This window comes from Bosea sp. F3-2 (assembly GCF_008253865.1).
Lineage (GTDB): Bacteria > Pseudomonadota > Alphaproteobacteria > Rhizobiales > Beijerinckiaceae > Allobosea.
The window spans coordinates 2,982,119-3,008,176 of sequence record NZ_CP042331.1 but is presented as its reverse complement, the minus strand read 5'-3'; the positions used below and the strand labels follow the sequence as shown (position 1 = coordinate 3,008,176).

Annotated in this window: 26 protein-coding genes; 18 read left to right on the top strand and 8 right to left on the bottom strand. The window is 62.2% G+C overall.

The genetic code is table 11. From position 1 onward, the window contains the following. Nucleotides 1–248: 248 nt before the first annotated feature. The 13 genes from FQV39_RS13890 (at nt 249) to FQV39_RS13830 (ending at nt 13,719) form a co-directional block, all read left to right on the top strand. Complete coding sequence (locus FQV39_RS13890; RefSeq protein ID WP_248313365.1) at nt 249–1,022, top strand: GntR family transcriptional regulator; 774 nt, start codon at nt 249–251, stop codon at nt 1,020–1,022. A 166-nt stretch (nt 1,023–1,188) separates the two neighbouring features. Further along, on the top strand, nt 1,189–1,794 hold the full coding sequence (locus FQV39_RS13885) for a helix-turn-helix transcriptional regulator (RefSeq protein ID WP_187640282.1): 606 nt from the start codon (nt 1,189–1,191) through the stop codon (nt 1,792–1,794). Nucleotides 1,795–1,911: 117 nt separating this feature from the next. Next, nucleotides 1,912–2,706 (top strand): bestrophin-like domain, encoded by a 795-nt coding sequence (locus tag FQV39_RS13880; RefSeq protein ID WP_149130830.1) that lies wholly within the window; start codon nt 1,912–1,914, stop codon nt 2,704–2,706. A gap of 133 nt (nt 2,707–2,839) precedes the next feature. Continuing rightward, nucleotides 2,840–4,405 (top strand): ABC transporter substrate-binding protein, encoded by a 1,566-nt coding sequence (locus tag FQV39_RS13875; RefSeq protein ID WP_210251237.1) that lies wholly within the window; start codon nt 2,840–2,842, stop codon nt 4,403–4,405. 313 nt (nt 4,406–4,718) lie between these two features. Beyond that, nucleotides 4,719–5,696 (top strand): ABC transporter permease, encoded by a 978-nt coding sequence (locus FQV39_RS13870; protein ID WP_149130828.1) that lies wholly within the window; start codon nt 4,719–4,721, stop codon nt 5,694–5,696. Between the two features lie 136 nt (nt 5,697–5,832). Further along, nucleotides 5,833–6,669, top strand: a complete 837-nt coding sequence (locus tag FQV39_RS13865) for an ABC transporter permease (protein ID WP_149130827.1) — start codon at nt 5,833–5,835, stop codon at nt 6,667–6,669. After that, nucleotides 6,666–8,273: an ABC transporter ATP-binding protein gene (locus FQV39_RS13860; RefSeq protein WP_149130826.1), complete on the top strand. Its 1,608-nt coding sequence runs from the start codon at nt 6,666–6,668 to the stop codon at nt 8,271–8,273. The genes FQV39_RS13865 and FQV39_RS13860 overlap by 4 nt, the downstream gene beginning before the upstream one ends. Nucleotides 8,274–8,395: 122 nt before the next feature. After that, the gene (locus FQV39_RS13855) at nt 8,396–9,685 is read left to right on the top strand and encodes an ArgE/DapE family deacylase (RefSeq protein ID WP_149130825.1); all 1,290 of its coding nucleotides are present in this window, start codon (nt 8,396–8,398) and stop codon (nt 9,683–9,685) included. Further along, nucleotides 9,682–10,617, top strand: coding sequence for a DMT family transporter (locus FQV39_RS13850; protein ID WP_248313364.1), 936 nt, complete (start codon nt 9,682–9,684; stop codon nt 10,615–10,617). Before FQV39_RS13855 ends, FQV39_RS13850 begins: the two co-directional genes overlap by 4 nt. Nucleotides 10,618–10,811: 194 nt before the next feature. Further along, on the top strand, nt 10,812–11,405 hold the full coding sequence (locus tag FQV39_RS13845; RefSeq protein ID WP_149133838.1) for an ankyrin repeat domain-containing protein: 594 nt from the start codon (nt 10,812–10,814) through the stop codon (nt 11,403–11,405). An 11-nt stretch (nt 11,406–11,416) separates the two neighbouring features. Further along, nucleotides 11,417–11,890, top strand: a complete 474-nt coding sequence (locus FQV39_RS13840) for a nucleoside deaminase (RefSeq protein WP_149130823.1) — start codon at nt 11,417–11,419, stop codon at nt 11,888–11,890. A gap of 462 nt (nt 11,891–12,352) precedes the next feature. Beyond that, a complete protein-coding gene (locus FQV39_RS13835; protein WP_149130822.1) occupies nt 12,353–12,910 on the top strand; it encodes an Arm DNA-binding domain-containing protein in 558 nt (185 codons plus the stop codon). 65 nt (nt 12,911–12,975) lie between these two features. Continuing rightward, entirely contained in the window at nt 12,976–13,719 is a 744-nt protein-coding gene (locus tag FQV39_RS13830; RefSeq protein WP_187640281.1) for a site-specific integrase, read from the top strand. A gap of 145 nt (nt 13,720–13,864) precedes the next feature. Here FQV39_RS13830 and FQV39_RS13825 read toward each other — a convergent pair whose 3' ends face one another. Next, nucleotides 13,865–14,236: a hypothetical protein gene (locus tag FQV39_RS13825; RefSeq protein ID WP_149130820.1), complete on the bottom strand. Its 372-nt coding sequence runs from the start codon at nt 14,234–14,236 to the stop codon at nt 13,865–13,867. 397 nt (nt 14,237–14,633) lie between these two features. Continuing rightward, a complete protein-coding gene (locus tag FQV39_RS13820) occupies nt 14,634–15,815 on the bottom strand; it encodes an AI-2E family transporter (RefSeq protein WP_149130819.1) in 1,182 nt (393 codons plus the stop codon). A 239-nt stretch (nt 15,816–16,054) separates the two neighbouring features. Here FQV39_RS13820 and FQV39_RS13815 point away from each other — a divergent pair, with 239 nt between their 5' ends. The 4 genes from FQV39_RS13815 to FQV39_RS13800 all read left to right on the top strand — a co-directional run bounded on the left by FQV39_RS13815 (nt 16,055) and on the right by FQV39_RS13800 (nt 19,347). Next, nucleotides 16,055–17,140: an SbmA/BacA-like family transporter gene (locus tag FQV39_RS13815; RefSeq protein WP_149130818.1), complete on the top strand. Its 1,086-nt coding sequence runs from the start codon at nt 16,055–16,057 to the stop codon at nt 17,138–17,140. A 355-nt stretch (nt 17,141–17,495) separates the two neighbouring features. Continuing rightward, a complete protein-coding gene (locus tag FQV39_RS13810) occupies nt 17,496–17,762 on the top strand; it encodes a hypothetical protein (RefSeq protein ID WP_149130817.1) in 267 nt (88 codons plus the stop codon). Nucleotides 17,763–18,431: 669 nt separating this feature from the next. Further along, nucleotides 18,432–18,737, top strand: a complete 306-nt coding sequence (locus FQV39_RS13805; protein ID WP_149130816.1) for a DUF1236 domain-containing protein — start codon at nt 18,432–18,434, stop codon at nt 18,735–18,737. A gap of 355 nt (nt 18,738–19,092) precedes the next feature. Beyond that, entirely contained in the window at nt 19,093–19,347 is a 255-nt protein-coding gene (locus tag FQV39_RS13800; RefSeq protein WP_149130815.1) for a hypothetical protein, read from the top strand. A 566-nt stretch (nt 19,348–19,913) separates the two neighbouring features. On the opposite strand, the gene FQV39_RS13795 is transcribed toward FQV39_RS13800, so the two are convergent. From FQV39_RS13795 to FQV39_RS13785, 3 genes are all read right to left on the bottom strand, one after another. Then, nucleotides 19,914–20,507 (bottom strand): DUF1003 domain-containing protein, encoded by a 594-nt coding sequence (locus tag FQV39_RS13795; RefSeq protein WP_149130814.1) that lies wholly within the window; start codon nt 20,505–20,507, stop codon nt 19,914–19,916. Nucleotides 20,508–22,692: 2,185 nt separating this feature from the next. Beyond that, complete coding sequence (locus FQV39_RS13790; RefSeq protein WP_149130813.1) at nt 22,693–23,100, bottom strand: hypothetical protein; 408 nt, start codon at nt 23,098–23,100, stop codon at nt 22,693–22,695. A 45-nt stretch (nt 23,101–23,145) separates the two neighbouring features. Next, nucleotides 23,146–23,631: an STM3941 family protein gene (locus tag FQV39_RS13785; protein ID WP_282570333.1), complete on the bottom strand. Its 486-nt coding sequence runs from the start codon at nt 23,629–23,631 to the stop codon at nt 23,146–23,148. Between FQV39_RS13785 and FQV39_RS13780 the strand changes: the two genes are divergently transcribed. Beyond that, nucleotides 23,624–23,956 (top strand): hypothetical protein, encoded by a 333-nt coding sequence (locus tag FQV39_RS13780; protein ID WP_149130811.1) that lies wholly within the window; start codon nt 23,624–23,626, stop codon nt 23,954–23,956. The genes FQV39_RS13785 and FQV39_RS13780 overlap by 8 nt on opposite strands. A 195-nt stretch (nt 23,957–24,151) precedes the next feature. Here FQV39_RS13780 and FQV39_RS13775 read toward each other — a convergent pair whose 3' ends face one another. The 3 genes from FQV39_RS13775 to FQV39_RS13765 all read right to left on the bottom strand — a co-directional run bounded on the left by FQV39_RS13775 (nt 24,152) and on the right by FQV39_RS13765 (nt 25,946). Next, nucleotides 24,152–24,421, bottom strand: coding sequence for a hypothetical protein (locus tag FQV39_RS13775; protein WP_149130810.1), 270 nt, complete (start codon nt 24,419–24,421; stop codon nt 24,152–24,154). A 174-nt stretch (nt 24,422–24,595) separates the two neighbouring features. Then, on the bottom strand, nt 24,596–25,297 hold the full coding sequence (locus FQV39_RS13770; protein ID WP_149130809.1) for a hypothetical protein: 702 nt from the start codon (nt 25,295–25,297) through the stop codon (nt 24,596–24,598). Nucleotides 25,298–25,526: 229 nt separating this feature from the next. Continuing rightward, nucleotides 25,527–25,946: a hypothetical protein gene (locus FQV39_RS13765; protein ID WP_149130808.1), complete on the bottom strand. Its 420-nt coding sequence runs from the start codon at nt 25,944–25,946 to the stop codon at nt 25,527–25,529. Nucleotides 25,947–26,058 lie beyond the last annotated feature (112 nt).

Here is a 26,058-nt window from a genome sequence, read left to right as displayed (position 1 = left end):
ATACGTCCGTATCGGCAAGCGGTGCGACGCTGCAGCTCTGCGGTTTTCACCTCACCCGTAGGGCGCGGCGCTTTTGCGCGACTGCCGTGTCGCTCTTCGTAGCAAACCGAAAGGTTTGCGTCCTCGAATTCCTTGCATTCGCGCAAAATCGCCTGCGTCAAGTCGATCCCAAGGTTCATAACAGCCTCTAGGGTTTGATTTTCCTATCCACGAACTGCTACGCGGGTTGTCTCACGATCATGCAACCGATGACAGTGTCTAAGCCTTCAATTCCGAAGCCGCCATTCCAGGAACTCCTGGAACTGCGCAGCGACACCGCCAAGCCGCTCTATCAGCAGCTTGAGGATCAGCTGACGCGATTGATCGGCGACGGCGTCCTCCCCCCCGGCACGACCCTTCCGGCAGAACGCGAACTGGCCGAACGGCTCAGCATCAGCCGCACCACCGTACAACGCTCCTACAACACGCTGCGACAGCGAAAATTGCTGAGCGCACAGGGGCGGCTGGGCTCGATTGTCCAGGGGCCGGGGCCTCGCTTGCATTCAGGCATGGACCGGCTCAAGGGCTTCACCGAGGAGATGCGCGAGCTCGGCCGGGTGCCGTCCTCCCGCATCCTCGAGCGGGCGGTGGTCAGCGACCGCTCGATCGCTTCGATCTTCGGCGAGGCCTCGCATGCCAGCTTCCTGAAGCTTGTCCGTGTTCGCGCCGGTGACGGCATCCCGATGTCGCGCGAGTGCGCCTGGTACAATCTGGAGCGGGTGCCGGGTCTAGCCGAGGCCGATCTGACGGGCTCCGTCTATGCCGCTCTCGCCGGTTTCGGGTTTCCGCTGGTGCGCTGCGACCAGACCATCGAGGCGGCGGCTCCGAGCGACGAGGAATGCGCGATCTTCAGCTTCCGGCAGCCGGTGCCCTGCCTGTTGATCAAGCGGCGCAGCTACGGCGCGGATGGCGTCATGCTCGAATATGTCGAAGGCCTGTTCCGCGGCGACACCTACACCTATCGGCTGACGCTGAAGGTCTGATTCCGGTTGGTCGTACAGTCGGCGGCCTGAAGACCAGTCCCAGTCCACATTCGCGAGCTTTGAACCGATCGCCATCCCGGTGCGACGAATGGAAACCGAAGCACGTACTGGAACTGTCTCCTTACGTATGCGCGGCGATCCTTGGATTGCAGGGATGGATGTTACGATGTCATTCCATGTTTCGGTCATTGGCAGGGCTGGTTTCACGCCGTTGCCGTCACGCCGGGTAGCTCCGGAAGTCGCAGATGCGGTGTCGAAGCCCGTCTTCGTCATCGACGCCGGCTTGAATACGCGCTTCAGCAATCGCGGCGCGACCGCGCTGGCCCGCAACGGGCTGGGCGACACCGATCGCTTCACCGCCTGCGACAAGGATTTCATGGCGCGGCTTCAGGTCTGGATGAAGCGCTGCCGCGGCGGCAGTACGGTCGGCGAGACGCGGCTGCCGCTGGCGCTGCGCTGCGGACGGCAGGTCGCGATCGATGCCGTGCATCTGGCGGGCATCGACCTCTTCGTCCTGACCGTCGACGATCCCGAAAGTGCCATGGAGCGGAATGTCGCCCAGGTCAGCGAAGCCTGCGGGCTGACGCCGACGGAAGAGCGCATGCTGGCGCTCATCGTCGAGGGGCTCGACACGATCGTCGCTGCGAAGAGGCTCGGCATCGCGCCGACGACGGCGCGCACTCACCTCCAGCGCCTCTTCACCAAGACCGGAACGGCCCGGCAGAGCGAGCTGGTCCGCTTCGTGGCGACCTATGTCGAGGATGCGCGCTGAGCGGGCTCCACACCGCATTGGCAGTCCCGTAGCCACCGGATATTGACACCACCCGCCATCGCAAGCCCTCTGAAGCGGCGTGCGTATGCCCGCGCTTTGCCGGGAGCGCCTGCGGCCATGACCGAGACCGTTGCAGCATTCGCCTTCTGTGCCCTGCTGAGCGCAAGCGCCATTCTCGGCATGAAGTTGCGCGGTTGGTTGTCGGAGGAGCATCTCCCCGAGCGCACGATGGAAGCGTTGCGGCTGGTGACGAGCCTGCTCGTCACCTTTGCTGCGCTGGTGCTCAGCCTCCAGCTCTCGAACGTCAAGGCCAATTTCGACAAGGCCTATCGCGACCGCAACGCCGATGCTGCCCAACTTGCCCAGCTCGACGACTGCCTGCGCAACTATGGCGCGGAGGCCGATCCGATCCGCCTCGACCTGCGCAGCTACACCGCAGCGGTCATCGCCAGCACCTGGCCGCGGGAGCCGAAGCCTGCCGGCATAACCATCCCCGATACGTCTGCCATGGCTCGTGAAGGGGCCGACCCGTCGCTCGGCGCCCTGCTCAACCGTGTCGGACGGGCGATCAACGGCCTGGCATCTTCCGATACTCTCCATGCCAATACCGCGGCCGAATGCCGGTCGGCCTATCTGCAGCTGCAGCAGCGGCGCTGGGCCGTGATCGAGGATGTGCACGGGCCGGTTTCGCCGCTGTTCACCAGTATCCTGACCTTTTGGCTGATGCTGGTGTTCCTGAGCTTCGGCATTCAGACGCCGCGCAAGCGCGTCGCCGCGATCGTGCTGGCGATCGGGGTCATCTCGATCTCGACGGTCATGTTCGTGATTACCGATCTCGAGACGCACTATGACGGCCTGTTCGGCATCTCCAGCGCCTCCACGCGCGACGCTTTGGCGAGCATGGCTCGCTGACCCGGCGCTTTGTCGATCTGTTGGCGCGGCGCTTGCCAAGAGACGCGTGATCGGGTGCGATGGCGCCGATCCGGTCCGAGCGGTCCGATTCAAACGATACGATCTCGGTACGAGGCAGGGGAACAGGTAGATGATGGCCAGGATGACGGGATTGAGGCTGGGTTTGGCGCTCGCGGCGTCGGTTCTCGCGTTAGGGACCGCGATGGCCCAGGAGCCGAAGAAGGGCGGCACGGTCCATGTCGTGGTCCAGCCCGAGCCGCCGATGCTGATGCAGGGCCTCAACCAGAACGGCCCGACCAATATGGTCGCCGGCAACATCTACGAATCGCTGCTGCGCTATGACGAGAAGCTCAACCCGCAGCCTTCGCTCGCCAAGAGCTGGGAGATCTCGCCCGATGCCAAGGTCTACACCTTCAAGCTCCAGGAAGGCGTGAAATGGCATGACGGCAAGCCGTTCACGGCCGACGACGTCGTCTTCACCCTCGACAAGTTCCTGCGCGAGGTGCATCCGCGCTGGCGCCCGATCGTCAACGCACAGGTCGAGAAGATCGAGAAGGTCGACGACCTCACCGTCAAGATCACGCTGAAGCAGCCCTTCGGCCCGATGATCATGACACAGGAGGTCGCCTCTGCGCCGATGATCCCCAAGCACATCTATGACGGCACGGATTATCGCGCCAACCCGGCCAACAACACGCCGATCGGCACCGGCCCCTTCAAGCTCAAGGAGTGGAAGAAGGGCTCCTACATCCACCTCGTCAAGAACGAGGATTACTGGCTCAAGGGCAAGCCGAACCTCGACGAGATCTACTGGCAGATCATTCCCGATGCAGCTGCCCGCGCCGTTGCCTATGAGACGGGCAAGGTCGACGTGCTGACCGGCGGTTCGGTCGACGTCTACGACGTGGCGCGCCTGTCGAAGCTGCCCAACACCTGCATGACGACCAAGGGCTGGGAGATGTTCGCCCCCCATGCCTGGCTCACCCCGAACGTGCGCAACGGCATCCTCGGCAACAAGCAGTTCCGCCAGGGGCTGATGTACGCCATCGACCGCGAATTCGGGAAGGACGTGGTCTGGGGCGGCCTCGGCAAGCTGCCGACCGGGCCGATCTCGTCCAAGACCAAGTTCTATTCGGACGATGTGCCGAAATACAGCTACGACCCCGCCAAGGCCAAGGAGCTGATCAAGGCCTCCGGCTACAAGGGCGAGACGATCAAGCTGCTCAACCTGCCCTATGGCGAGACCTGGAGCCGCTGGTCCGAGGCGATCAAGCAGAATCTCGAGGATGTCGGCGTCAAGGTGCAGATCGAGAACACCGACGTGCCCGGCTGGACGCAGAAGGCGTCGAACTGGGATTTCGACCTGAACTTCAACTTCCTCTACCAGCTCGGCGACCCCGCCATGGGCGTGGCGCGCTCCTACATCTCCTCCAACATCGCCAAGGGCAATCCCTTCGCCAATGTCGGCGGCTACTCCAATCCCGAAGTCGACAAGCTCTTCGCCGACGCAGCGATCGCGCCGACCGACAAGGAGCGCCAGGAACTCTACACCAAGGTCCAGAAGGTGCTGGCCGACGAACTGCCGGTGCTCTGGCTGCTGGAGATGGACTTCCCGACCATCTACCGCTGCAACGTCAAGAACCTCGTCACCACCGGGATCGGCGTCGACGATGGCTTCCGCGACGCCTGGAAGGAGTGACGTGGCGCAGTCGCTTGGCAGGCTGCCGGACTTTCCCTTCTCCCCTTGCGGGAGAAGGTGGCAGCGCGGAGCGCTGACGGATGAGGGGTCGCTCGACCCTACATCGTCATTGCGAGCCCCCGGGTCTTGCCTTCGGCAAGCCCGAGGACAGGCTCCGCGAAGCAATCCAGGGGGATGTGGAGCTCGACGGCCCCTGGATTGCTTCGCTGCGCTCCTCGCAATGACGGAAAGCGCAGCGCGACCCCTCATCCGCCCCTTCGGGGCACCTTCTCCCGCAAGGGGAGAAGGGCACGCCCCCAGCCGGACAGTCTGAATGAATCTCGCGCAATTTCTTGCCGGCCGGCTCGTGAAGGGCGTCATCGTCCTGTTCGCGATCGCGGTGCTGAACTTCCTGCTGATCCGGGCCGCGCCGGGCGACCCGGCGCAGGTGCTCGCCGGCGAGGCGGGCGCCGCCGATGCCCAGCTGCTCGAACAGCTGCGCGCCCGCTTCGGCCTCGATCAGCCCTTCCTGACCCAGCTCTGGATCTATCTGAAGGGCTATCTGAGCTTCGATCTCGGCTTCAGCTACCGCCAGCAGCAGCCGGTGCTCAACCTGATCATGGAGCGCCTGCCGGCGACGCTGCTTTTGACCGGTGCGGCCTTCCTGGTCTCGCTCGTGGTCGGCACCGCGATGGGCGCGCTCGCCGCGCGCCGGGCCGGAAAATGGTCGGACAGCCTGATCACCACGCTCGCGCTGATCTTCTACGCGACGCCGCTGTTCTGGATCGCGCTGATGAGCCAGATCGTCTTTGCGCTGAAGCTCGGGATCGTGCCCAATGTCGGCTACGAGACCATCGGCGCGAACTATACCGGGCTGTCCCGCGCGCTCGATATCGCCCAGCATCTCGTCCTGCCGTCGCTGACGCTCGGCCTGTTCTTCACTGCGCTCTACGCCCGGATGATGCGCGCCTCGATGCTGGAGGTGGCGGGCGCCGACTTCGTCAAGACGGCGCGCGCCAAGGGCGTCTCGCAGCCCCGCGTCTGGCGCCGGCACGTGGCGCGCAACGCCATTCTGCCGGTGGTGACGTTGGCCGGCCTGCAGGCGGGCCAGCTCGTCGGCGGCGCCGTATTGACCGAGACCGTCTTCGCCTGGCCCGGCATCGGCCGGCTGATGTTCGATGCGCTGGTCCAGCGCGACTATTCCGTGCTGCTCGGCGTCTTCTTCATCTCATCGGCAATGGTCGTCTGCTTCAACATCCTCACCGATCTGATCTACCGGGTCGTCGATCCGCGCATCGAGGCGAATGCATGAAGAGGCCCTTCCCGTCATGGTCGGGCCTGTCCCGACCATCCACGTCTTCATTCGCCGAAGACCGTGCCCAAGACGTGGATGCTCGCCACAAGGGCGAGCATGATGTCGGGCGCGTCATCGGGCCGGAGGCGCTTTCATGAACTTCCTCAAGCGCTTCGTCCGCAACCGCGGCGCCGTCATCGGCATCGTCATCCTGCTCGCCGTCGTCGCCTTCGCGATCCTGGCGCCGACGCTCTATCCGCAATCGCCTTGGCGCCCGGTGGCGCGGCCCTTCCTCGCGCCCTTCACGATCGAGCGTTTCCCGCTCGGCACCGATACGCTGGGCCGCAATCTCGCCGCTGGCCTCGTCCATGGCGCGCGGGTCTCGTTGATGATCGGCGTGGTCTCGACGCTGGTCGCGCTGGTGATCGGCGTGCCGCTGGGCGCGATCGCCGGCTATGCCGGCGGGCTCACTGACGACGCGCTGATGCGCTTCACCGAGTTCTTCCAGACCATTCCGTCCTTCGCGCTCGCCATCGTGCTGGTCGCGATCCTGCAGCCGCAGCTCGGCTCGATCGTGCTCGCGATCGGGGTGGTGAGCTGGCCGCCGGTAGCGCGGCTGGTGCGCGGCGAAGTGCTCTCGCTGCGCTCCCGCGAATACGTCCAGGCGGCGGTGACCATCGGCCAGTCGACGCCGCGCATCATCTTCAGCCAGGTCCTGCCCAACACCATCGCACCGATCATCGTCATGGGCTCGCTGATGATCGGCTCGGCGATCCTGCTCGAAAGTTCGCTGTCCTTTCTCGGCCTCGGCGATCCCAACCTGATGAGCTGGGGCTATATGGTCGGCGCCGGCCGCACGCGCCTGCTCGACGCCTGGTGGATCAGCTTCTTCCCCGGCTTCGCGATCTTCCTGACCGTGCTGGCGCTCAATCTCGCCGGCGAGGGGCTGAACGATGCCCTGAACCCGCGTCTCGCTAGGGGGCGCGAATGACGACTCCTGCCCTCTCCATCGAAAATCTGACGCTGGCGCTGCCGGCGATGGCCGACCGCCCGAACGCCGTCGAGAAGGTCACGCTCACGATCGCGCCGGGCGAGACGCTCTGCGTCGTCGGCGAATCCGGCTCCGGCAAGTCGATGATCGCCCATGCCGTGATGGGCCTGCTGCCCAAGGCGGTGAAGCCGGTCGCCGGTGCGATCAAGCTCGCCGGGCGCGATCTTCTCGCCCTCGACGAAGTGGCCATGCAGGATGTGCGCGGCCGCGAGGCCGGCATGATCTTCCAGGAGCCGATGACCTCGCTCAACCCGGTCATGCGCATCTCCGACCAGATCGTCGAGACCTTCGAGGCCCACGGCCTGCACGACAAGGCGATGCGCCGGGCCCGCGCCATCGAGCTCCTGACCGAGGTCGGCCTGCCCGATCCGCCGCGCCTGGCCAAGGCCTATCCGCACGAGCTCTCGGGCGGCCAGCGCCAGCGCGTGATGATCGCGATGGCGCTCGCGCTGGAACCGAAGCTCCTGATCGCCGACGAACCGACGACAGCGCTCGACGTCACCACGCAGGCGCAGATCCTCAAGCTCATCGACAACCTGCGCCATCGCCATGGCACGGCCGTGCTCTTCATCACCCATGACATGGGCGTGGTCGCCGAGATCGCCGACCGCATCGCCGTGCTGGAAAAGGGCGTGCTGGTCGAGGAGGGCACGGCCGATCAGGTGCTGGGCGCAGCGCGCCATCCCTATACGCAGAAGCTGCTCGCCGCCGTGCCGTCGCTGACGCCGGCGCAGCTGCCGCCGCTGCCGGACACCAAGCCCGTGATCAGCGTCGAGGGGCTCGGCAAGACCTATCGCAAGCGCTCGCTCTTCGGCGTCGCGCGCGAGGTCAAGGCGGCCGACGACATCTCCTTCGCGCTCGTCCGTGGCGAGACGCTCGGCCTCGTCGGCGAATCCGGCTCGGGCAAGTCGACGGTCGGGCGCTGCTGCCTGCGCCTGATCGAGCCCGATCGCGGCCGCATCGCGCTGGGCGACCTCGTCCTCTCCGAGCTGAAGCCCGCCGAATTGCGCCGCCAGCGCAAGCGCATCCAGATGGTCTTCCAGGACCCCTTCGCCTCGCTCAACCCGCGCCAGACCGTCGGCCGCATCATCTCGGACGGCCCCGTTGCCCACGGTACACCGCGCAAGGAGGCGCTGGCGCGGGCGAAGGAATTGCTCGAACTCGTCGGCCTCTCCGCCAATGCCATCGATCGCTATCCGCATGAATTCTCGGGCGGCCAGCGCCAGCGTGTCGGCATCGCAAGGGCGCTTGCGCTCGAGCCCGACGTGCTGGTGGCCGACGAGGCGGTGTCGGCGCTGGACGTGTCCGTGCAGGCCCAGATCCTGAAGCTGATCAAGGACATCCAGAGCCGGCTCGGCCTCGCCATCCTCTTCGTCACCCACGACCTGCGGGTCGCCGCGCAGATCTGCGACCGCATCGCCGTGATGCAGCGCGGGCGCATCGTCGAGAGCGGCCCGACGGCCGCGCTCTTCGCCGACCCGCAGCACGCGTATACGCGGCAGCTGCTGGCGGCAGTGCCGGGGGGCGGGCGCTTCGGGCATTGATGGTGTGCTCGCCGTCATTCTCGGGCGAAGCGCAGCGCAGACCCGAGAATCTCATGACGAGATGACACTGGTTTACGAGATGGTCGGGTCAAGCCCGACCATGACGCCTATCGGAGCCTGCCGTGCCCCTCGACGCCGCCCTTCGCGAAAAAATCCTCGCCGCCGTCGAGGCGGGCTTCGACAAGCAGGTCGCCTACACGCAGGAGCTCGTGCGCTTCGGCTCGGTGCGCGGACAGGAGCATACGGTCCAGGATTTCATCTTCCGTGCGATGAAGCAGCGCGGCCTGACCATGGACCGCTTCGCCATGGACCGCGCGGCGATCGCGGCCCATCCCGGCGGCGCGCCCTTCGCCGACACGCATTCCGATGCGCCGATCGTTGTCGGCATCCATCATCCGCGCGCGGAGAAGGGCCGGTCGCTGATCCTGCAGGCCCATGTCGACGTGGTGCCGACCGGTCCTGCCGACCAGTGGACGCATCCGCCCTTTGATCCCGTCATCGACGGCGACTGGATGTATGGCCGCGGCGCCGCCGACATGAAGGCGGGGCATGCCGCGAACCTCGCCTGCCTCGACGCGCTCCGGCGCATCGGCATGCAGCCGGCGGCGACCGTCTACGTCCAGTCGGTGGTCGAGGAGGAATCGACCGGTAACGGGGCGCTGATGACGCATCTGCGCGGCTACAAGGCCGATGCCGTGCTGATCCCGGAGCCCGAGGAGGAGATGCTGGTGCGCGCCAACACTGGCGTGATCTGGTTCCAGGTCGAGGTGCGCGGCAAGCCGATGCATGTGCGCGAGATGGCCTCCGGCGCCAACGCTATCGACGCGGCCTATCGCGTCGTCGGCGCCCTGCGTGAACTGGAGGAGGAGCTCAACCGCGAGAAGGCGGGGCGGGCGCATTTCGAGGACATCGCTCACCCGATCAACTTGAACATCGGCAAGATCGAGGGCGGCGACTGGGCCTCCTCCGTGCCGTGCTGGTGTCGGATCGACTGCCGTATCGGGCTCTATCCCGGCGTCAGCGCCGAGGAATTGGCCAAGCGCATCGAGGCTTGTGTGCTCAGTTTCGCGCGCGGCGACAAGTTCCTTGCCAACAACCCGCCGCGCGTCAGCTTTAACGGCTTCTATTCGGAAGGCTACGTGCTGGAGCCCGGCAGCGAGGCGGAGGTCGCGCTGGGCCGCGCCCATCAGGCATCGACCGGCAAGCCGCTGAAGAGCTTCATGACGGCGGGCTATCTCGATACCCGCGTGCATGCGCTCTACGACAAGATCCCGGCGCTCTGCTACGGCCCGATCTCGGAGAACATCCACGCCTTCGACGAGCGCGTCAGCCTCGCCTCGCTGAAGCGCATCACCGGCACCATGGCGCTCTTCGTCGCCGAATGGTGCGGCCTCGAAAGCCTCGACGCTTGAGCGCGCCGGCGCCGGGCAGGGCGCTCCTGCTGGTCCCGCTGCTCGGCCTGCTCTGGGGCTTCAACTGGCCAGCGGTCCGCATCTCGCTGACCGAGATCGCGCCCTGGACGCTGCGCGCCGCCGGCATGAGCTTCGCCGGGCTCGTCCTCGTCGCCGTCGCGCTCGCGCGCGGCGTCCCGCTCGCGGTGCCGCGCGGACAATGGCTGCGCCTCGTCGTTGCCGGCTTCCTCTCGATCGCCGCCTTCAACGTGCTGCTCGCTTTCGCGCAGCTCGCGGCGCCGACCTCGCGCGCCGCGATCTTGACCTTCACCATGCCGATCTGGGCGACGCTGCTCGCACGCCTCGTGCTGAGCGAGGCTTTCGACGGCCGGCGCCTTGCCGGTCTCGCTTTCGGCATCGCCGGCCTGCTCTGCCTCGGCCTGCCGCTGATCGCGGCCGGGCAACTCCCCTTCGGCCTGATGCTGGCGCTGTTCGCAGCGGTGAGCTGGGCGCTCGGCACGATCGTGACCAAGCGCTGGCCGGTCTCGGCCCCGGCGCTCACCATCGCCGCCTGGCAATTGCTGATCGGCGGGCTCGTCGCCGGCATCGGCATGTTCGCCTTCGAGGGCCTGCCGGTGCCGAAGCTGCTGTCGCCGCGCGTAACGGTGGCGCTGAGCTTCCACATCGTCGGTGCGCAGGCGCTCGCCTATTTCCTCTGGTTCACGGTGGTGGCGCGCCTGCCGGCCAGCATCGCCAGCCTCGGCACGCTGATGGTTCCGGCGGTCGGTGTACTCGGCTCGGTGCTGCTGCTGGGCGAGCGGCCAACGCCGACCGACTGGCTCGGCCTCGCTCTGGTGATTGCGGCCTCCGGGGCGATCATGGTCCCCGGCCAGTCGCGCTTGACGATGCCTGCGTTCATTCGGAAAGCCACTGGACAGTATCCGAATATTTAATTTTCGGACGGGCGACGCAGTTCCTATCTGATGCAGGCGGTATTTTGCCTGCGGGTTCGGCAATCGAAGCGCAGCTTCGCGCGATAACGCCTTTCGCGCGTCAAGGAGATGAGCGGTTGTCCAGACCGTCGCCGATCATTGCCTTCATCCTTCTTCTGCTGGCCTTCTGCCCGCAGCCAGCCTTCGGACAGACCATGACCGACTCCAGCCTTCATGCCGCCGCGGCTCGCGACGACGTTGCCGCGATCAAGCGCCTTCTCGCCGAAGGTGCCGCCATCGACGCACGCGATGCGCGGGGACGCACTGCCCTGCTGGCGGCCACCCACGAGAACCACGTCAACGCGGCCAAGGCGTTGATCGAGGCCGGCGCGAACGTGAACGCGAAGGATGCGATCAACGACAGCCCCTATCTCTATGCCGGGGCGCGCGGCCACCTCGCCATCCTGAAGCTGACGCTGGCGCATGGCGCTGACCTCAAGAGCACCAACCGTTACGGCGGCACAGCCCTGATCCCGGCCTGCGAGCGCGGCCATGTCGAGACGGTCCGCACGCTGATCGCAGCCGGCGTCGCTGTCGACCACGTCAACAATCTCGGCTGGACCGGGCTCCTCGAGGCGATCATTCTCAGCGATGGCGGGCAGGCGCATCAGCAGATCGTCACGGATCTGATCGCCGCCGGGGCGAATGTGAACCTCGCCGACCGCGACGGCGTCACCCCGCTCCAGCACGCACGCAGCCGCGGCTACGCCAGGATCGAGCAGATCCTGCGCGCCGCCGGCGCCCGCTGAAGAGGTCGAACATGAGCCAGACGCAGCGCTTTCTCTGCGAGGCGATCGAACTCGCCAAGGCCAATATGGAGAAGGGCGGCCGTCCATTTGGCGCCGTCGTGGTGAGGGGCGGCGAGGTGGTCGCCACCGGCGTCAACGAGATCATCGCCACCAACGATCCCACCGCCCATGCCGAGCTGACGGCGCTGCGCGCGGCGAGCCGCAAGCTCGGCTCGCCCAACCTCTCGGGTTGCGCAGTCTACGCCAGCGGTCATCCCTGCCCGATGTGCATGGCCGCGATGCGGCTCTCCGGCGTGAGCGAGGTCTACTACGCCTACTCCAACGATGACGGCGCGCCCTATGGGCTCTCGACGGCGGCGATCTATGCCGATCTGGCGAAACCTATCGCCGAACAGTCGATGAAGATCAGCCATGTGCCCGTCCGCCTCGAAGACGAACCCGATCTCTATGCGGAGTGGAAGCGGCGCCAGACGGCGGTAGGCTAGCCTGCCTCGACCGCGCGCGGAACCGAGCCGTCATCCCGGGCTTGACCCGGGATCCATGCCTGAGCGCTTTCGATAAAAGTTCAGGCATGGATCCCGGATCTCCGCTTCGCTCCGTCCGGGATGACACGCGTTTCTATGAAGGCGCAGAACGCCTCGAACCGTCATGCACCTGTGGCCGGCAGCCTCAGACCTTGTCGCCAATATGGGCGGTTCCCTCGGCCATACCCAGGTGACGATGACGGCCCGCAATTCGCGCGGAGCGGCCGGCTAGAGCCGCAAGGTCGCGCAGGTGCGAGTCGCGCTTCACGGCGAGCAGAACAGCCACTGAACAGGCTGGGGAACCCGATAGGAAACGCGGGGAACGCGAGTTTAGCGGCGGACCGCCATAACAAGCTGAAGCTTCAAGGAAATTTGGAGCGGGCGATCGGGATCGAACCGACGACATTCAGCTTGGAGGATCGTATGGGCAAGCGTAGCTCAACTCGGATCACAAAGACCGTGGTGGACAGCCTTGGACCAGACCAGATCGTCTGGGATGCCGAGGTCAAAGGCTTTGGCGTCCGGTGTCAGACCAAAGCCAAATCGTACATCCTCAAAACCAACATCCAGGGGCACCGGCGCCAGCTGAGGATTGGGATTCACGGTTCGCCGTGGACGCCAGACACCGCGCGAGCGGAGGCAAAGAGGCTCCTCGGCGAGATCGTTCAAGGCAAGGATCCGAGAAAGGCCAAATTCAGCGAGCGAGTTCGCATGAGGGAGTTCTGCGCCCGCTACATCGAACAATATGCGATTCCGAAAAAGAAGGCGTCGAGCGTCCGCTTGGATCGCATGAATCTCGACAATCACGTTCTCCCATTGCTTGGGCAGAAGTTCGCCGATGAATACCGGCAGATATCGAGTCGTTCAAGAATGCCGTCCGGAACGGCAAAACGGCGCCAAAGGATGCGAAGGCGAAGCAAAAGGAGCAGGGTGGTGGGCTTGTCGTCAAAGGAGGCCCTGGTGTCGCGAATCGCTGCCTGACCCTGCTCTCAAAAATTTTCAATCTGGCCGAGCTTTGGGGTCTGCGCCCGAAAGCCAGCAATCCCGTGAAAGGCATTGTCCGTTATGGCGAGAAGCAGAAGGAGCGCTTTCTCAGCCGAGACGAATTCCAGAGGCTGGCGGCGGCTCTCGACCAGTTCGAGCGCGAGGATTCGGAGTCACTCTATGCCATCACGGCTATCAGGCTGCTGATCCAGCCTGGGGCGCGTCTGAGCGAGATCCTCACTCTGCAATGGGAGAACGTGCAGTTTGATCGGCGGCGCCTCCGACTGATCGATTCCAAAACGGGACCCAAGAATATCGAGCTGACGCAAGCGGCCATCGACCTTCTGGAGAACCTGCCACGGATCGAGGGGAATCCCTATGTGATCGTCGGCCGTCGGCACGCGCGACATCTCGTCGACCTTCAGCGGCCCTGGCAGCGTGTTCGCAGTGCAGCCGGCCTATCCGACGTTCGGATTCATGACCTGCGCCATAGCTTCGCCTCGTTGGCCATCCGCAACGGCGTCTCCATCAACGTCATAGGGAAGCTGCTCGGACATCGAAGCAGCGAAACCACGCGAGATATGCCCATCTTGAAGACAGCTACATCGCCCAGGAGAACGAAAAGATCGGTAGGTTTCTCTCGGCAGCCATGGCCGAGAAAAAGAAGGACGATTCAGCCTAACGGCAACGATCCTGCGCCGATGGCTGCTCGCGGACCCGTTGTGGACGTCGGATTTTCCCGCCGACAAGATTTGAGATCCGCTTTGGTAGAGCGCAAGAGTGCACTCGTGTCTATCAGCAACTGATCAATTCGATACAAAAGTCTTCGTCCTCGCGACCTTGCTGAGCTGCCTTTTTGCGATGCTCCCGAGCCGTGCGGGCATCGCCGGAGACGTTCAGCCAGCCTGGAGCAGGAACGACAGCGGCGTCGTAGTGTTCGGCATTCCGGCATCAGGCACGGTTTATCTGACTCTGTCCTGCCAAATGCCCGACGAGATTGCGGTCGGCATTGTCATGCGGCCCGCCAATCTTCGGGACAATGAGCAAACCACCGCCGTTTTCGACGCCGCAGTGCGGACCGTCCGACGCATAGCAACCGCTCCCGTCCCAGATGGCCTGGGCGGCGATAACGTCGTCGTAGTCGCTGGCCCGTCCGATGAGCTGTTCGACCTGATGATCGGACCAAAGCGACTCACCGTGCGTGTAGGACAGGAAAAGCTGACAGTTCCTCTGAAAGGAGCCGCGGAATTGATCGGCGGCTTGCGGCGCGATTGCTCGACACGCCACCCATCTCGTGCGTTGCCTTGATGCGGATGCGCCCATTTCCCTTCACAGACCGAGCTGGCCATGTCTGCTCACGACCCCATCTGAGACATTCGCGGTGGAGCGCGTAACGGTCATGGCGTGGCCGACGTGGCGGACGTCGGCTTTCGGGAATTCTGATCGGCTCGCCGGCCCAAGGGCACCATCGGCCCGTTCTGACGTTGGAGGGTGTCTCCTTCAGGTAGTCCCATTTGGCGGGACGCAGCGGGTGTGGTCGGTTGCGCACCCGAGATGAACTAGCGAAGCTCGGACTTGAAGCGTTGCAGCACAATCTGCAGCACCATCTGACGGTCGCCATGGGCGGGGCTACCTTCACGTCGTGCATGACACAAGCGATCTAACCGCTTTTTGCTGAGGTTGGCGCCCGTCGCACCCCTTCCGAAAGGGCAATCCCACTTTATCCTTCGAGGAAGTGTCCCAGGGCCCTCAGCGGTCGCACCCGATCACAGACGATCTTCAGAATGGCCAGCATTGGAACGGCCAGGATCGCGCCAGGCACGCCCCACATCCAGAACCAGAACACCAGTGACAAGATGACCAGCACGGGGTTCAACGTGAAGCGCCGCGCAAGCAGCATGGGCGTCAGCGTTTCACCTTCGACGACGTGGATACCGAAGTAGAGGGCCGGCGGCAGCACCGCCCACCATAGGCCGTCGAAACTCAGCATTCCGGCGAGGAGAAGGATGACGGCTCCAAACAGCGGCCCCAAAATTGGAATGTAGTTGAGCAGGAACGCTGTGGCCCCCCACAACAAGGGGTCTCCAAGGCCGCAAAGTTGCATTGCGGCCGCGGTGGCGACCCCGACCGTGGCATTCATGGCCGTGATCGTCACCAAATAGGCGGAGATGTCCTCTTCGATCTGCCGAGCGATGTCGACGGCTTGTCGCTTGTCACTGAATCTGGGCAGGATTTCTACCATCCGTCGAAGGAACGTATCGCCCGAGACCAACAGAAAATAGAGCACCAGGATGGTCGTAAACAGACCATCGAGGACCGCACGGGTCCCGGCGAACAGGGCGCCTGTTAGGCCGAGATCACGGCGAAGTGCAATGAAGTGGTCCTTCTGTCCGGGAGCCTCAGCGACCTGCTCGGCCTGTTGGATGACCTTTTGCAACGCTTGGATTGGGCCTCTGAGAACCACCAGATGGGCTTCCAGACGCGGTATGCCTTCAGGCAATCTCGCCGCCCAGGTGGCGGCGGGGCCTGACAAGGCCGCCACAAGACCCACGAGTACTCCAACAACCAGCAGGATCGGCAAGAGGGCTCCGATGGCCCGCGGGACATGCACACGCTCAAGGAGACGCATGGCGGGTTGGAGAAGGAGCTTCAGCGCGAAGGCGAGCACGACGGGGAGGATGATCGAACTGGCGACGTAGACTGCCGCCAAGGCGCCCAAGATGAAAAGACCCGCGAGAAAGAACGTTTGCGGATTGGACGGCAGCGGCATCTCCGCCTCGTCGGCGGCGTCCGTCGGCACGACCTCCGGGTCCGGCAGTCGCTCGTCCCGGATCGGCGGCGAAGGGCGCCGCGGCGGCGTTGAAGCAGAACCCACGGCCTTCTCCACCCCGAACGAGAGCATGGTCTCGCGTCCGACATGACCATAGCCGCTTTTGCCAACTTCTGCTCGGGAGCAAGAGTCTACCTATCGGCATCTCGCCCGGCCAAACTCGGTGCCTAGGTCCGGCTGGGACCACAGCTTCCGGCGCAGCCGCCGACCGCTGCGTCGGATCGCAGCAGGGCGAGTTAACCTTGTGGTCGGGGGGAAGTGGAGCGAACCCAGGACTTCCCGTTCGGTCACTGCGGGACCATCTTAGTGCTATGTCGATGCCGGCCAATTCAGTCCGTCGCCATCTTCTACGCCGTTTCGTCGTCCTGGCCTTCGGTTTCTGGTCGGGGCCGTCACGCAAGACTGCATGGCTGCTTTCGCTCGGCTTCCTGACATGCCTGATCGCCAGCATGCTGGTCGCGGTTGGGTTCAATCAATGGAACAAGTATTTCTTTGACGCCCTGCAAATCGGGGACAGAGCTGCGCTCCGAATGAGCGTCGTCTTCATCCTGGCGCTGGCCGTTACTGCCACCGCAATCTCGACGGCGGGCATACAAACCCGCATGCGGCTGCAACTGCGTTGGCGGAAATGGCTGACCGAAACCCTCATTGTCCGCTGGATTCACAGCCGGCGAGTTGAACAGATCGAGATGATCCGTGCCATCGACAATCCGGAGGCCCGGATCGCGGATGATGGCCGGATCTCGGTGGAGCTGTTTGTCGACCTCGCGGGCGGCATCATCAACACTTTCCTCCTCTCGACGTCGCTCGTGCTTGTGCTCTGGTATGTCGGAGGAGGGATTGCGCTAGGCGGCGTAACGATCCCCGGTTACTTCGTGATCGCCGTCTTCGTCTATTCGGCGGGAACCTCCCTTGCCATGTACCGGCTCGGATGGCCGCTGGTCAGACGCGTGGAAGAGAAGGCCGCGGGGGAAGGCGATTTCCGCTACGCACTGATGCGGACGCGAGAAAGGACTGAAGCCAACGCATTCGGGGTCACGGAGAGCGACGAGCGCAGCGCGCTCGAACGGTCGTTCTCGGCCCTTGCCGGCCGTTGGGTCGAAATGATCGGGCGCCAGACCCGCATGATGTTGCTGACCAGCAGCAACAATCTCCTTTCCCCGACAATTCCGTTATTCCTGGGGGCGCCCAAATATTTGTCCGGCGACATGACACTGGGCGATCTGATGCAGGTTACAGCAGCCTTCATGCAGGTCCATGCCGCGCTCAACTGGTTGGCCGATAACGCATTGAGCCTGGCAAACTGGTCCGCTTCTGCACGGCGTGTCGCAGCCCTCGACATCGCGTATCAGGACCTGGAGGACGCTCCACAGGCTGCCACTGGCAAGCCACCTTGATTCGTCATCACCTCAAATCACTAGGCCGGCTCATGCACTGAGGACATCCGCGGAAAACTCACTTTGGAAGAGGTCGGTGTGAGTTCCACGGATGTGAGAAACGCTGCATCGGCAGCCTTAGGCTGCCGGCAGGCGAGGCTCTGACCAAGCTAGAGGCTTTCATCACCCGAGCGAATCTGGAACAGGCGAAGCTCACCAGATGCACTGACCGAGGCCGATGCCTTACCCGCCCGACAACCTCCCATGAAGTTTTCCATCTTCGCCGGCCGCGAGATCTCGACCTGGTCGGAAGAGTGGAAGCACGCGAGGTGCGGTATCTGGCGGGCACGGAATGCAAATCGGTAACGCAGAGCGCATGCTGAAGATCATCCCTAGCGCTCTGTTTTCGCTTGGAATGATCTTGGCGGTATCAGCTCTCGGGGCAGTGGTACCAACGAGACCATGGGCAAGTTTGGGAAACGCGTTGATTTGCGCCGGGGTTTCGACTTCGATGCTGTGGAACGCGTCTCTCTTTGGCATTTGGAGCGATGTAAAAACTCCATCGCGAAAAAGCGGTCTGCTTTTTGGCTTTATGGCTCTCGCTTGGGTGATCATGTTTATTCTGGATCTCAATATCATTTAGCCCGGCTGGACCGAGCCGGAGGCTTCGAGCCAGCGGGGCCGGCAAGTTAGGTTTCAGTTGTGGCCGCGCGCTGGAGCTGTTGCGGCAAAGCTGAACCCGCCGAATATCAGATGCCGCTTCGCCCGCGCCGCAACCATGGCACCCAATTCCACCATTGATTCAACGCCGCAACGGGGTCGACTGCTCCGATCGGTTGAGTGAAAGACGATGCTTCGGGGTGGCGGTCGACCGGACCTGGCTCGGAGACGTCACGCCGGTTCCAAGGCACCGCAGTCCACCGCTCGGCCCAAATTGCGAAAACAACTCCGGCCACAACAAAACCCAGAACCAAGACCAACACCACGATCAAACCAGGAGCCCACCTCTCGAAAAGGGAACGATCCCAGGCCCGAAGTGTTCCGCGTCATCGGCCACGAAAGAAGCCGCTCCGGAAACCGAAGCGGCTCCACTCACGTAATTGCCTTTTGACGGGCAACCACCGCTGCTCTCCATTACTTCCTACCAACCGCTGGAGACAGCTCCATCGGCCCTGAAAAGCAGCACAACAATAACCGCCACCAAACGAAACAGTTCCGTGGGCTCGCGTTGGCTACAATGCTTAACTGACGGAACAAGCAGGCTGCATCGACGTTTGCGAACCAGCGGGGGGATCCAGAAAGGAGAACCTCGATGCGTTACCCGGTCCTGATTTCGCTGGTTGCGGCGCTCGCCTGCTCCGCGGCGATTGCCCAGACCTCGACCACCACCATCACGACCGAGCAGCAGGGCAAAGTAAAGTCCTTCGTTATGAAGGAAAAGCCGGCCTCGGTGAAGGTGACTGAGACGGTTTCCGTTGGCACCGCGCTACCGTCTTCAGTCACACTGCATACGCTGCCTTCAGATGTCGGCGTGACGCAGTACCGCTTCGCTATCATCAATGACAAGACGGTTCTGGTCGAGCCGAGCACACGCAAGATCATTCAAATCATTGAATGATTTCCGATCAATCGAGTAGGCCCCGCCAGCCGAAGCCAGCGGGGCCAACTCAGGTGATTACGGGGAAGCAACCACCGCCGCTTTCCGGGGCCGGCAACAAACGCCGCTGAAGGATTTCCTCGGCGCTTGAGAGCGGCACGAGGGGAATGGCGACGCGAATGGATAGGTTCCGGACCTGGCGTTGTGTCGGAATGACGCACGAACAACGGGGCCAGTCGGCCTGAAGCCAGCGCCAAATGTGATTTGCCTCCAACCTGAAACAGGCGCGTACTGCCAAGGCAGTTGTCTCCATGCCGACGTTTGGAAATGACCGCTGCGGCGCAAAGCGACGCCGCTAAGGCGGGGACAAGCAATCATGCACACCGGAAAGGGGATGCTCGTCCTTCGGGACGGGCAGACGCTCCCGCTCTCCTATCAATTTAGCAGCGACTACGACGATATCCGGGCTGGATACCTGTTCTGCGACATCTCGGACGTCGATCCTGCCGAGCTAGGCTACAGCCTGCGCATTACATGCGAGGACGGCATCCAGATAGACGTGGCAGTCATCCATTCCAGCGACAGATATCTCGCGGTCACGGGGCGAGTAGCGTCACCTGAGGCAGCCTGAACAACAAAAAACCCAGCCCCTTTCCGGGCCGGGAACATTGGCTTGCGACTCCAAGCCGCCGCTTGCAGATATCGCCACGCATGTTCCGCGCTGGCCCATAGCCGACATGGCGGACGTCAGCTTTCGGGTAGCCGGACCTCTCCGCCACGGGGAGGGCTACTCTCAATCATTCTGGCGCCCTCTATCAACCTGCCGGCTCCGCTCCGTTATTCCGACTGGCGCTTATCAGGTTAACGAAAGCCGCGCTTCTACTAACCGCCCGATGAAAGGTAAAACGCAAATCATCGCCCGCGGTGTCTCAAGAGAAATTCGCGACGGTCAGCCGGTAAAATCCCGAGCGATGCCTCCCATAAGCAGATCGAGCTGCTTGCAGTATCACTTCGCGGTTTTGATCGAACACGACCAAGGCTGCGGCCTCCCTGGCGCCGAACGGAGCGGGGCTGAGCTTCCGCAGCGCCTCGCAGGCGGAAATTCGATCGAGCGAGCGCTGAATGGCTCGGCCGGTCAACGACCGAAGGTTGCCCATATGACGAACTGCGGTGAAATTCGTCTGTCAGCGCAGGTGGCTACGATGTTTTCGCTTCAGACCTCGACGGAGCGATCGGTTCTCCACCCAGCTTAGCGTAAACGAACTGGCTCAGGTCTTCAATTTTCTTCGCTTGATCGTGGAGAGAGCCTTCCAAATGCTCTACTCGGATATGGTCGAGCTTGTCGTGCAGCGCCATAATCTCAACCTCTGCCTTGAGGTTGATTTCATAGTCGAGACTGGCCGCAATCCGATCCCTCATAGCCTGCCGATTCTGCGACATCAGGATAACGGGCGCCTGTATGGCGGCAATCATCGATAGTATCAGATTCAAGAAAATGTAGGGATACGGGTCAAAACCGCCGATGCGCATAAGGACGACGGTATTCAGGATGACCCATGCGATAAGCAACAAGACGAATAGGATGATGAACGTCCAGGAGCCGCCGAACCTTGCCACTTGATCAGCTAGGCGCTCGCCGTAAGTCTGCCGCTCTTCAAAAGTACGGTTCAGGTCCCGGCTGATATGAGTCTGTTTGGCTATGTGAAGGACTACGCGGCGCTCTCGTTCTGGCAGGCCGTCGACTCCTGTTTCGAGAAGTTGCCGGGCAAGTTTGGAAACAGCGTCGTCCATGATGGCCTCCGCGTCGCAAAACCTACAATACATTGCGGCCGGCTGGCCGGGCTCTCTCGCTTAGGCTGCCGCGTAGTTATTGACCGCAAGATGCTCGACGTAGCGGCCCCGATTTCCGGCTGTGTTGGCCAACCCGCGAGCACTGCCTTCAAGTCAGTTATCGCGAGGCTTCTTCATCAAAGCCCTGCGAGTGCGAGCCTCCCAATCCGCGAGGTCTTTGTCGTACTGATCCTGAAACCAATTTGAGACGGTCCCGCTGCGGGTCGATATCGGTCTATGCGGATACCGGACATTGTGCCGCTCGACATAACGGCCGAACTTGCCGCTCGCCCGCCACCCCTCCGGATCGCTAGAGGCTGCCAGCGCGGCAGCCCGCCTGTCCATTGCGTCCATCTTCCGCGCACGGACACAAAGGTCCAACGCCTCGGAAAGGAGTTCTCGGATCCTATGTTCTCGCTCTTCCATCACTCTCCCTGCGCTCGGATGGCAGCAGCCGGAGCGTATCCGTCATTCATGGCGACGCGGTGCCTGCCAAGGGGAGACGGAGCATCCTCGTCGAGCCCGACAGCATGTTGCACAGCCCAACTCTCCGCCGCCTTTTGGCCGCCTGCTCGGTCGCGTCCCGCTCGCCATCCTCCTGGGCTGTGACAAGAGCGGTTTTTCGGCGAGATTACGTACAGGTCGGCAGGCGTTCCGCTCATTTGTACGTATCGAAATCTCCCTGTCCTTCTCAGCCAATGCCGCTGAAAGGAGGTTCACGACGGCACGGGCAGCATTCCGGCAATGCTGGACGGCGGCGGTGTCTTGATCTGGCCAATATCCCCGTGCGGGCTGAAGCAGTTTGCTCGCGCAAATTGCCTCCGCGATTTCCATCTCGTTTACCAACAAAAACGGGATGAGCGGGGAAGCCTCGGTCACGGTCGCGTCTTTATCTTCTATCTTACGCCTCCGCGCCGCGGATGGCACGTTTTCATATTGCGCCGCACATCACGAAGCAGTTGATGATTTCCCCTCGCTGTACAACGCGGGAGGGACGGGGAGAGAAAGGTTCGCGGTCACGCAACGTGCTTCGCCGAACGTCTCGCCGTCTGGATCAGTTTGCTGACATGAACATGATCGGCGTCGGTGGCGGGACGATTCTAATCCTGACGCGACTGCGTGGCATACGTCCGCTTTCTGGCGAGGACCCAGCTTCCGCTTCTGGCGCGATCAGGTCGTTTGCGGCTGCGGTCGCGAAGTTCAGCTATCCACCCCGTTGCAGACATTGGAATGCTTCGCCTATGCCGCTTTTCGGAGCAGGAGAATTTCATGCCGACAAGCGGAACAGACCAATCGGGTACGCGCAGCTTTGTCCTTGCGTCGGCCCTGAGCTGCCTTTTCGCGATGCTTCTTGGCTCAGGAGGCGGCTTCGGCACCACTATAGGCCTCGGAGCTGTTGGCCTCGTAATGCCAGTGCTATCAACGGCGCTCCTGACCATAGTGCTGGTGACAGGGGAGCCTTGGGAGGTCGTTGATCAGCATTTTCTCCCCCGCGCAGCCCTGGCCTTGCTCGGCATCGCGACCATTGTAGGTTCACTGGCGTTTGCGTGGCGTTCTCGTCTCGGGCGCAATTAGGTCTACCCAATGCTCGGAGCGCGCAAACTCCCCAGGCATCCGGGCGCCAACCTCATTGCAACGGCGCGTGCCCTGCTAAACGGGGGTTGGCATAAACCTCCTCCCAGCCTCGTAACGGACCGCCGTGCTGCTGCTTGGGCCGAGCAATCCCATCAGCGCCAAGCCACGTTTCGAAAGAACGCAGGTCCAACCTTGGTTGGCGCCAAGTCCAAGTGACGTCAGATGGGCTGCCGCTTTCTCACCCGCGCCTGAGCAGCAGTGCTCAAAATGAAGAACGCCCGCCTCATCCCGGAATGAGCTACCGTACTGAAGCCAGACCCAAAGCAAGTGATAGGCTCCTTTGAGGGCTGGGTCTGTCGGACAGCCGGTCTCGTCGCGCTCAATGTCCAAGGTCGGCCCTAGCTCAAAGATCCCGCCAGAATAGCAAAAGCGATAGCCAGATAGATCGGGGCAGTTTGCGACATAGAGGAACCTTAATAGCCGTTAGTCCGCTTTTCCACCGATCAAGGTACTGGGTTTCTACGTCTACTCTGGCGCAGACATGTGTTCCTTGTTCTCCAACCGCAATGCGTCACGCCGAACTACGCGCCGCTCGAATGGCTAAGCCACGGCGAACCGTTCCGCGAGGCCCATAATTGGTTTCCAGACCGGCGCATTGTCGGCGGAAGGCTTCACTCCTTCCCAGAATGGTCATGCTCAACGCTTCGTAGCTGTCCCTGATTGCAATCTTCTGCTTGGCCATTTCATCCTTGAGGAATGCGCTTTGTAGGTCCTGCTCGCGAAGCCCTTCTGAGCGGAGCGCTTTTGCGACGCCCGCATCGGATATTCCCGCGTTGCACAGTTCCGCCAGATAGGTCGCGACTGCGATCTGCCGCACAAGGCGCAGTTGCGGATAGGTGTATGCTGTCTGAGCAACCGGCGATGCGACTGGACCGAGGGCGAGAACCAAAGCGACGAAAAGCGGAACATGCCTGCTCAACTCGAGTGTCTCCGATAGCGTGCAAAAATCAGTATGGCTCGGATTTCAGCCTGCTCGGCCCAAGGCTTGGAGTCGATAGTCGTTTAGAACCGCCGCCAATTGCTCCGCGGAGATCTGCCATCCCTGCGGAAGGCCGGCGTCAGCACCAAGGCTACGATTTATCCGTGTGAGTAGAGATTTCTGCTTGGCGTGTGGTTCAAAATTGTAACCGACCATCTTGCCGCCGCGTCCCGCGCTGAAAACGCAAAAGCCTTGCACATCCCGCCATGCGACGTACCTCGGTGTCCGAACAAGACCGCCATCAACTGTGAAGCCGCCGGCGTCAAGGATTAGAACTTGAGGGCGGATTAATAGCCATAGAAATACAACGACACCCAGCCCAAAGAACGCTACGCAGGCCCAACCCCACGCGACGGTGGCCATTTTCGTCTCCTGGATCATACTCGTTCCGATTAGGACGAAGACGAGACTTGCCAGGAGGCACAATGAGGCCTTGAGACGAGACCCTCTAAGAATTCTTGAATTGCGCAACGAGGAAAGGTCGCTTGCAACTACCAGAGCGAACCACCTTGCAGTGGCATTGACATTGCGCTCCCAGCTCCTTGACCGCGATCCTGAAGCGTTCAACCTGATCCGGCTCGACCATCACCAAAGCTCGGATCAGGCCGCTTCCTCGATCTGGACGTTTGGCGAGATACCCGATCCCGAAGTGATGCTGCCCACACCCATAGGCTTACCGTTCCAGGGCCTCGTTAGCTTTGACGAATGCCTCGAACAGCTCGTCAGTTTCGCAATCGGAGACTCGGAATTCGATCACATGGAGATGGTCATCCAGCCGATTGCCGTGCCCGTCTGATTGCCCCCATTCGAGCCATCGGTTGCGATAGAACGCTACCAGAGCCGTGGAGATCGTTCGAATCTGCTCGGTTGTCGGCTGATAGCCCATGATGCGTCCCTTGTTAGAAACGCATCGTATCAGGAGTATAATCCTATAAGCGCGCCGAACACCATGGTTGGGAACGACATTCGGCGCAGCACGGTGAGGGACGACTTAGATGAAGGGCAAGCGGGCTGACGCTAGCTCCGGATGCCTTACCGGCTTGATCGGCTTCTTGAGAAACTTTCGAAAAGGCTCGATCGGCTCCAATGCGATTTCCTTGTCAGGAATTCGCGGACCGATGACATCGTATTGATCTCCTCTACCGGGATAGAAACCCTGCTCCTGCATGATGCTTTTCAGGCAGTAGTGGATCGCATTCTTAATAGAATCATGATGTTGGTCTGCCGGCCTCCAATAAAATCGCCCGTTGTAGTTGGACACCAGCTCTTCGAGCCGAGCCTCTATCAGTTCTCGTATCTCGGGGTTGATGATCCAGACCGCATGAATATGTGGATCATGCGATCCGCCTGCTCATGATCAGGGTTGCCGCTGACAGGGAGCTTCCTTTTCCGGTGAGAGCGCCGGATGCCCCCCGAAGCTGCGTAACTGAGCCCCTTACCGCCCAAAGCTGCCAGTGATCTGAATGCCCACCTTTACCGCCGTTCGATCATTGCCGTCCTTCGATGGCAGATCAACGGCAAACCAAGGCCCGATGGTCGCTTGCACGACGGGTCTTTGGTGGCGATCGAGCACCACGCCGGTATGAAGCAGCCAAGGTGCCTTATCGCCTGCGAGATCGATCGTCAGATGACGGAGCAGGCCGTTTAGATCCCAGTGCGCGTGTCCGTCGCGGTCAACCACAAAGCCGTTCCGGTCGACATGTACGTCACAGAGCGTCTTGTTAAATGCGATATGGAGGCTGGTTCCGGTTCCCTCTTCGCGGAAGCTCGATCCGATGGCCGCGCCGGCTGCGGCCTGACGCCACCAAGCATCGCGGTGATCTATCCCCGGATTGTCTGGGATGACAGCTTTGGCCCCTGGAACGACCGCTCGGATAGCTTCATTGAGGGTTTTGGGCGGAAAGGCGCGCTTGTCGAGGAGCTTCGCAAATTCCTCGCGCATGCCATCGCGAAACTGAAACAGGATTCCTGGCGAGGCCGGTGGCTCGAACACCTGCACAACATGCCCGACGAACGGATAGAGGCTTTGATTGAAGACGCGCTGGAAATGGGTTGCCGCAAATTGCACTTCCCATCGCAAGCGCAGCTCAGGCTGCATCGGGCCGGTAGGGCACCTAGGCATCTTGCTCGGAGCCATATCCCTTCTCCTGAAGAGACTTGGACCGCCAATCTACGCCGATGTCGTTTTGGGGTCACCGCGAATTTAGATCGAAACGGGCGGGCTGATACCCTTCACTCAAACGATGACACGGCGTCTTCACGAAACAAGCACGTCTCGTCGTCCCAGTCATAAGATCGGTCAGGCGAAGCCTCAAATCACAAGATTGGCTCTGAGATTCGGGCGTCTGATTCGGGATGGGAAGCGGTCAATTCGCGTACGGATTGTACAACGGCGCGTTCGCTGCGTGCCCACGATGCCTTACAACCACACAGGGAGGTCGAGTTTCCCTGCATTCGACCTCAAATATCCACCGCTCGCGCTTCAGGAGCGGCGGATCAAAAAAGCCCCAAGCAAATCGCGAACAAAGCCAGACGAGGCGGTCCTCAACCAATGAGCTGCGGTCGCATATGAACCCGCTTGCCCTGGCAAGTGCGATAACATCCTCGCCATTGCGAGGCAGTTCCTTCGCAATATCGTCAGTTACATCAGTTCCGAAGCTGTCCCGCCATGCTTCCCGAAATGCCACATCCAGCTTTCCGCGTTCACCCGAGGAGGCCCATGCCATTGAGCCGACAAGGATCGCACCGCACCACACGGCATACACTCGCGCCTCGGTGATCTTCATTGATGCCTCGTTTGTCACGCTGGCATCAGTTATGCGGGCTCCGGCGGGGGCACAGCAAGGTCGGCAACGGGGTGGTGAGCGGACGCTTCCGCAGACGCGGGAAGCAGGCTCC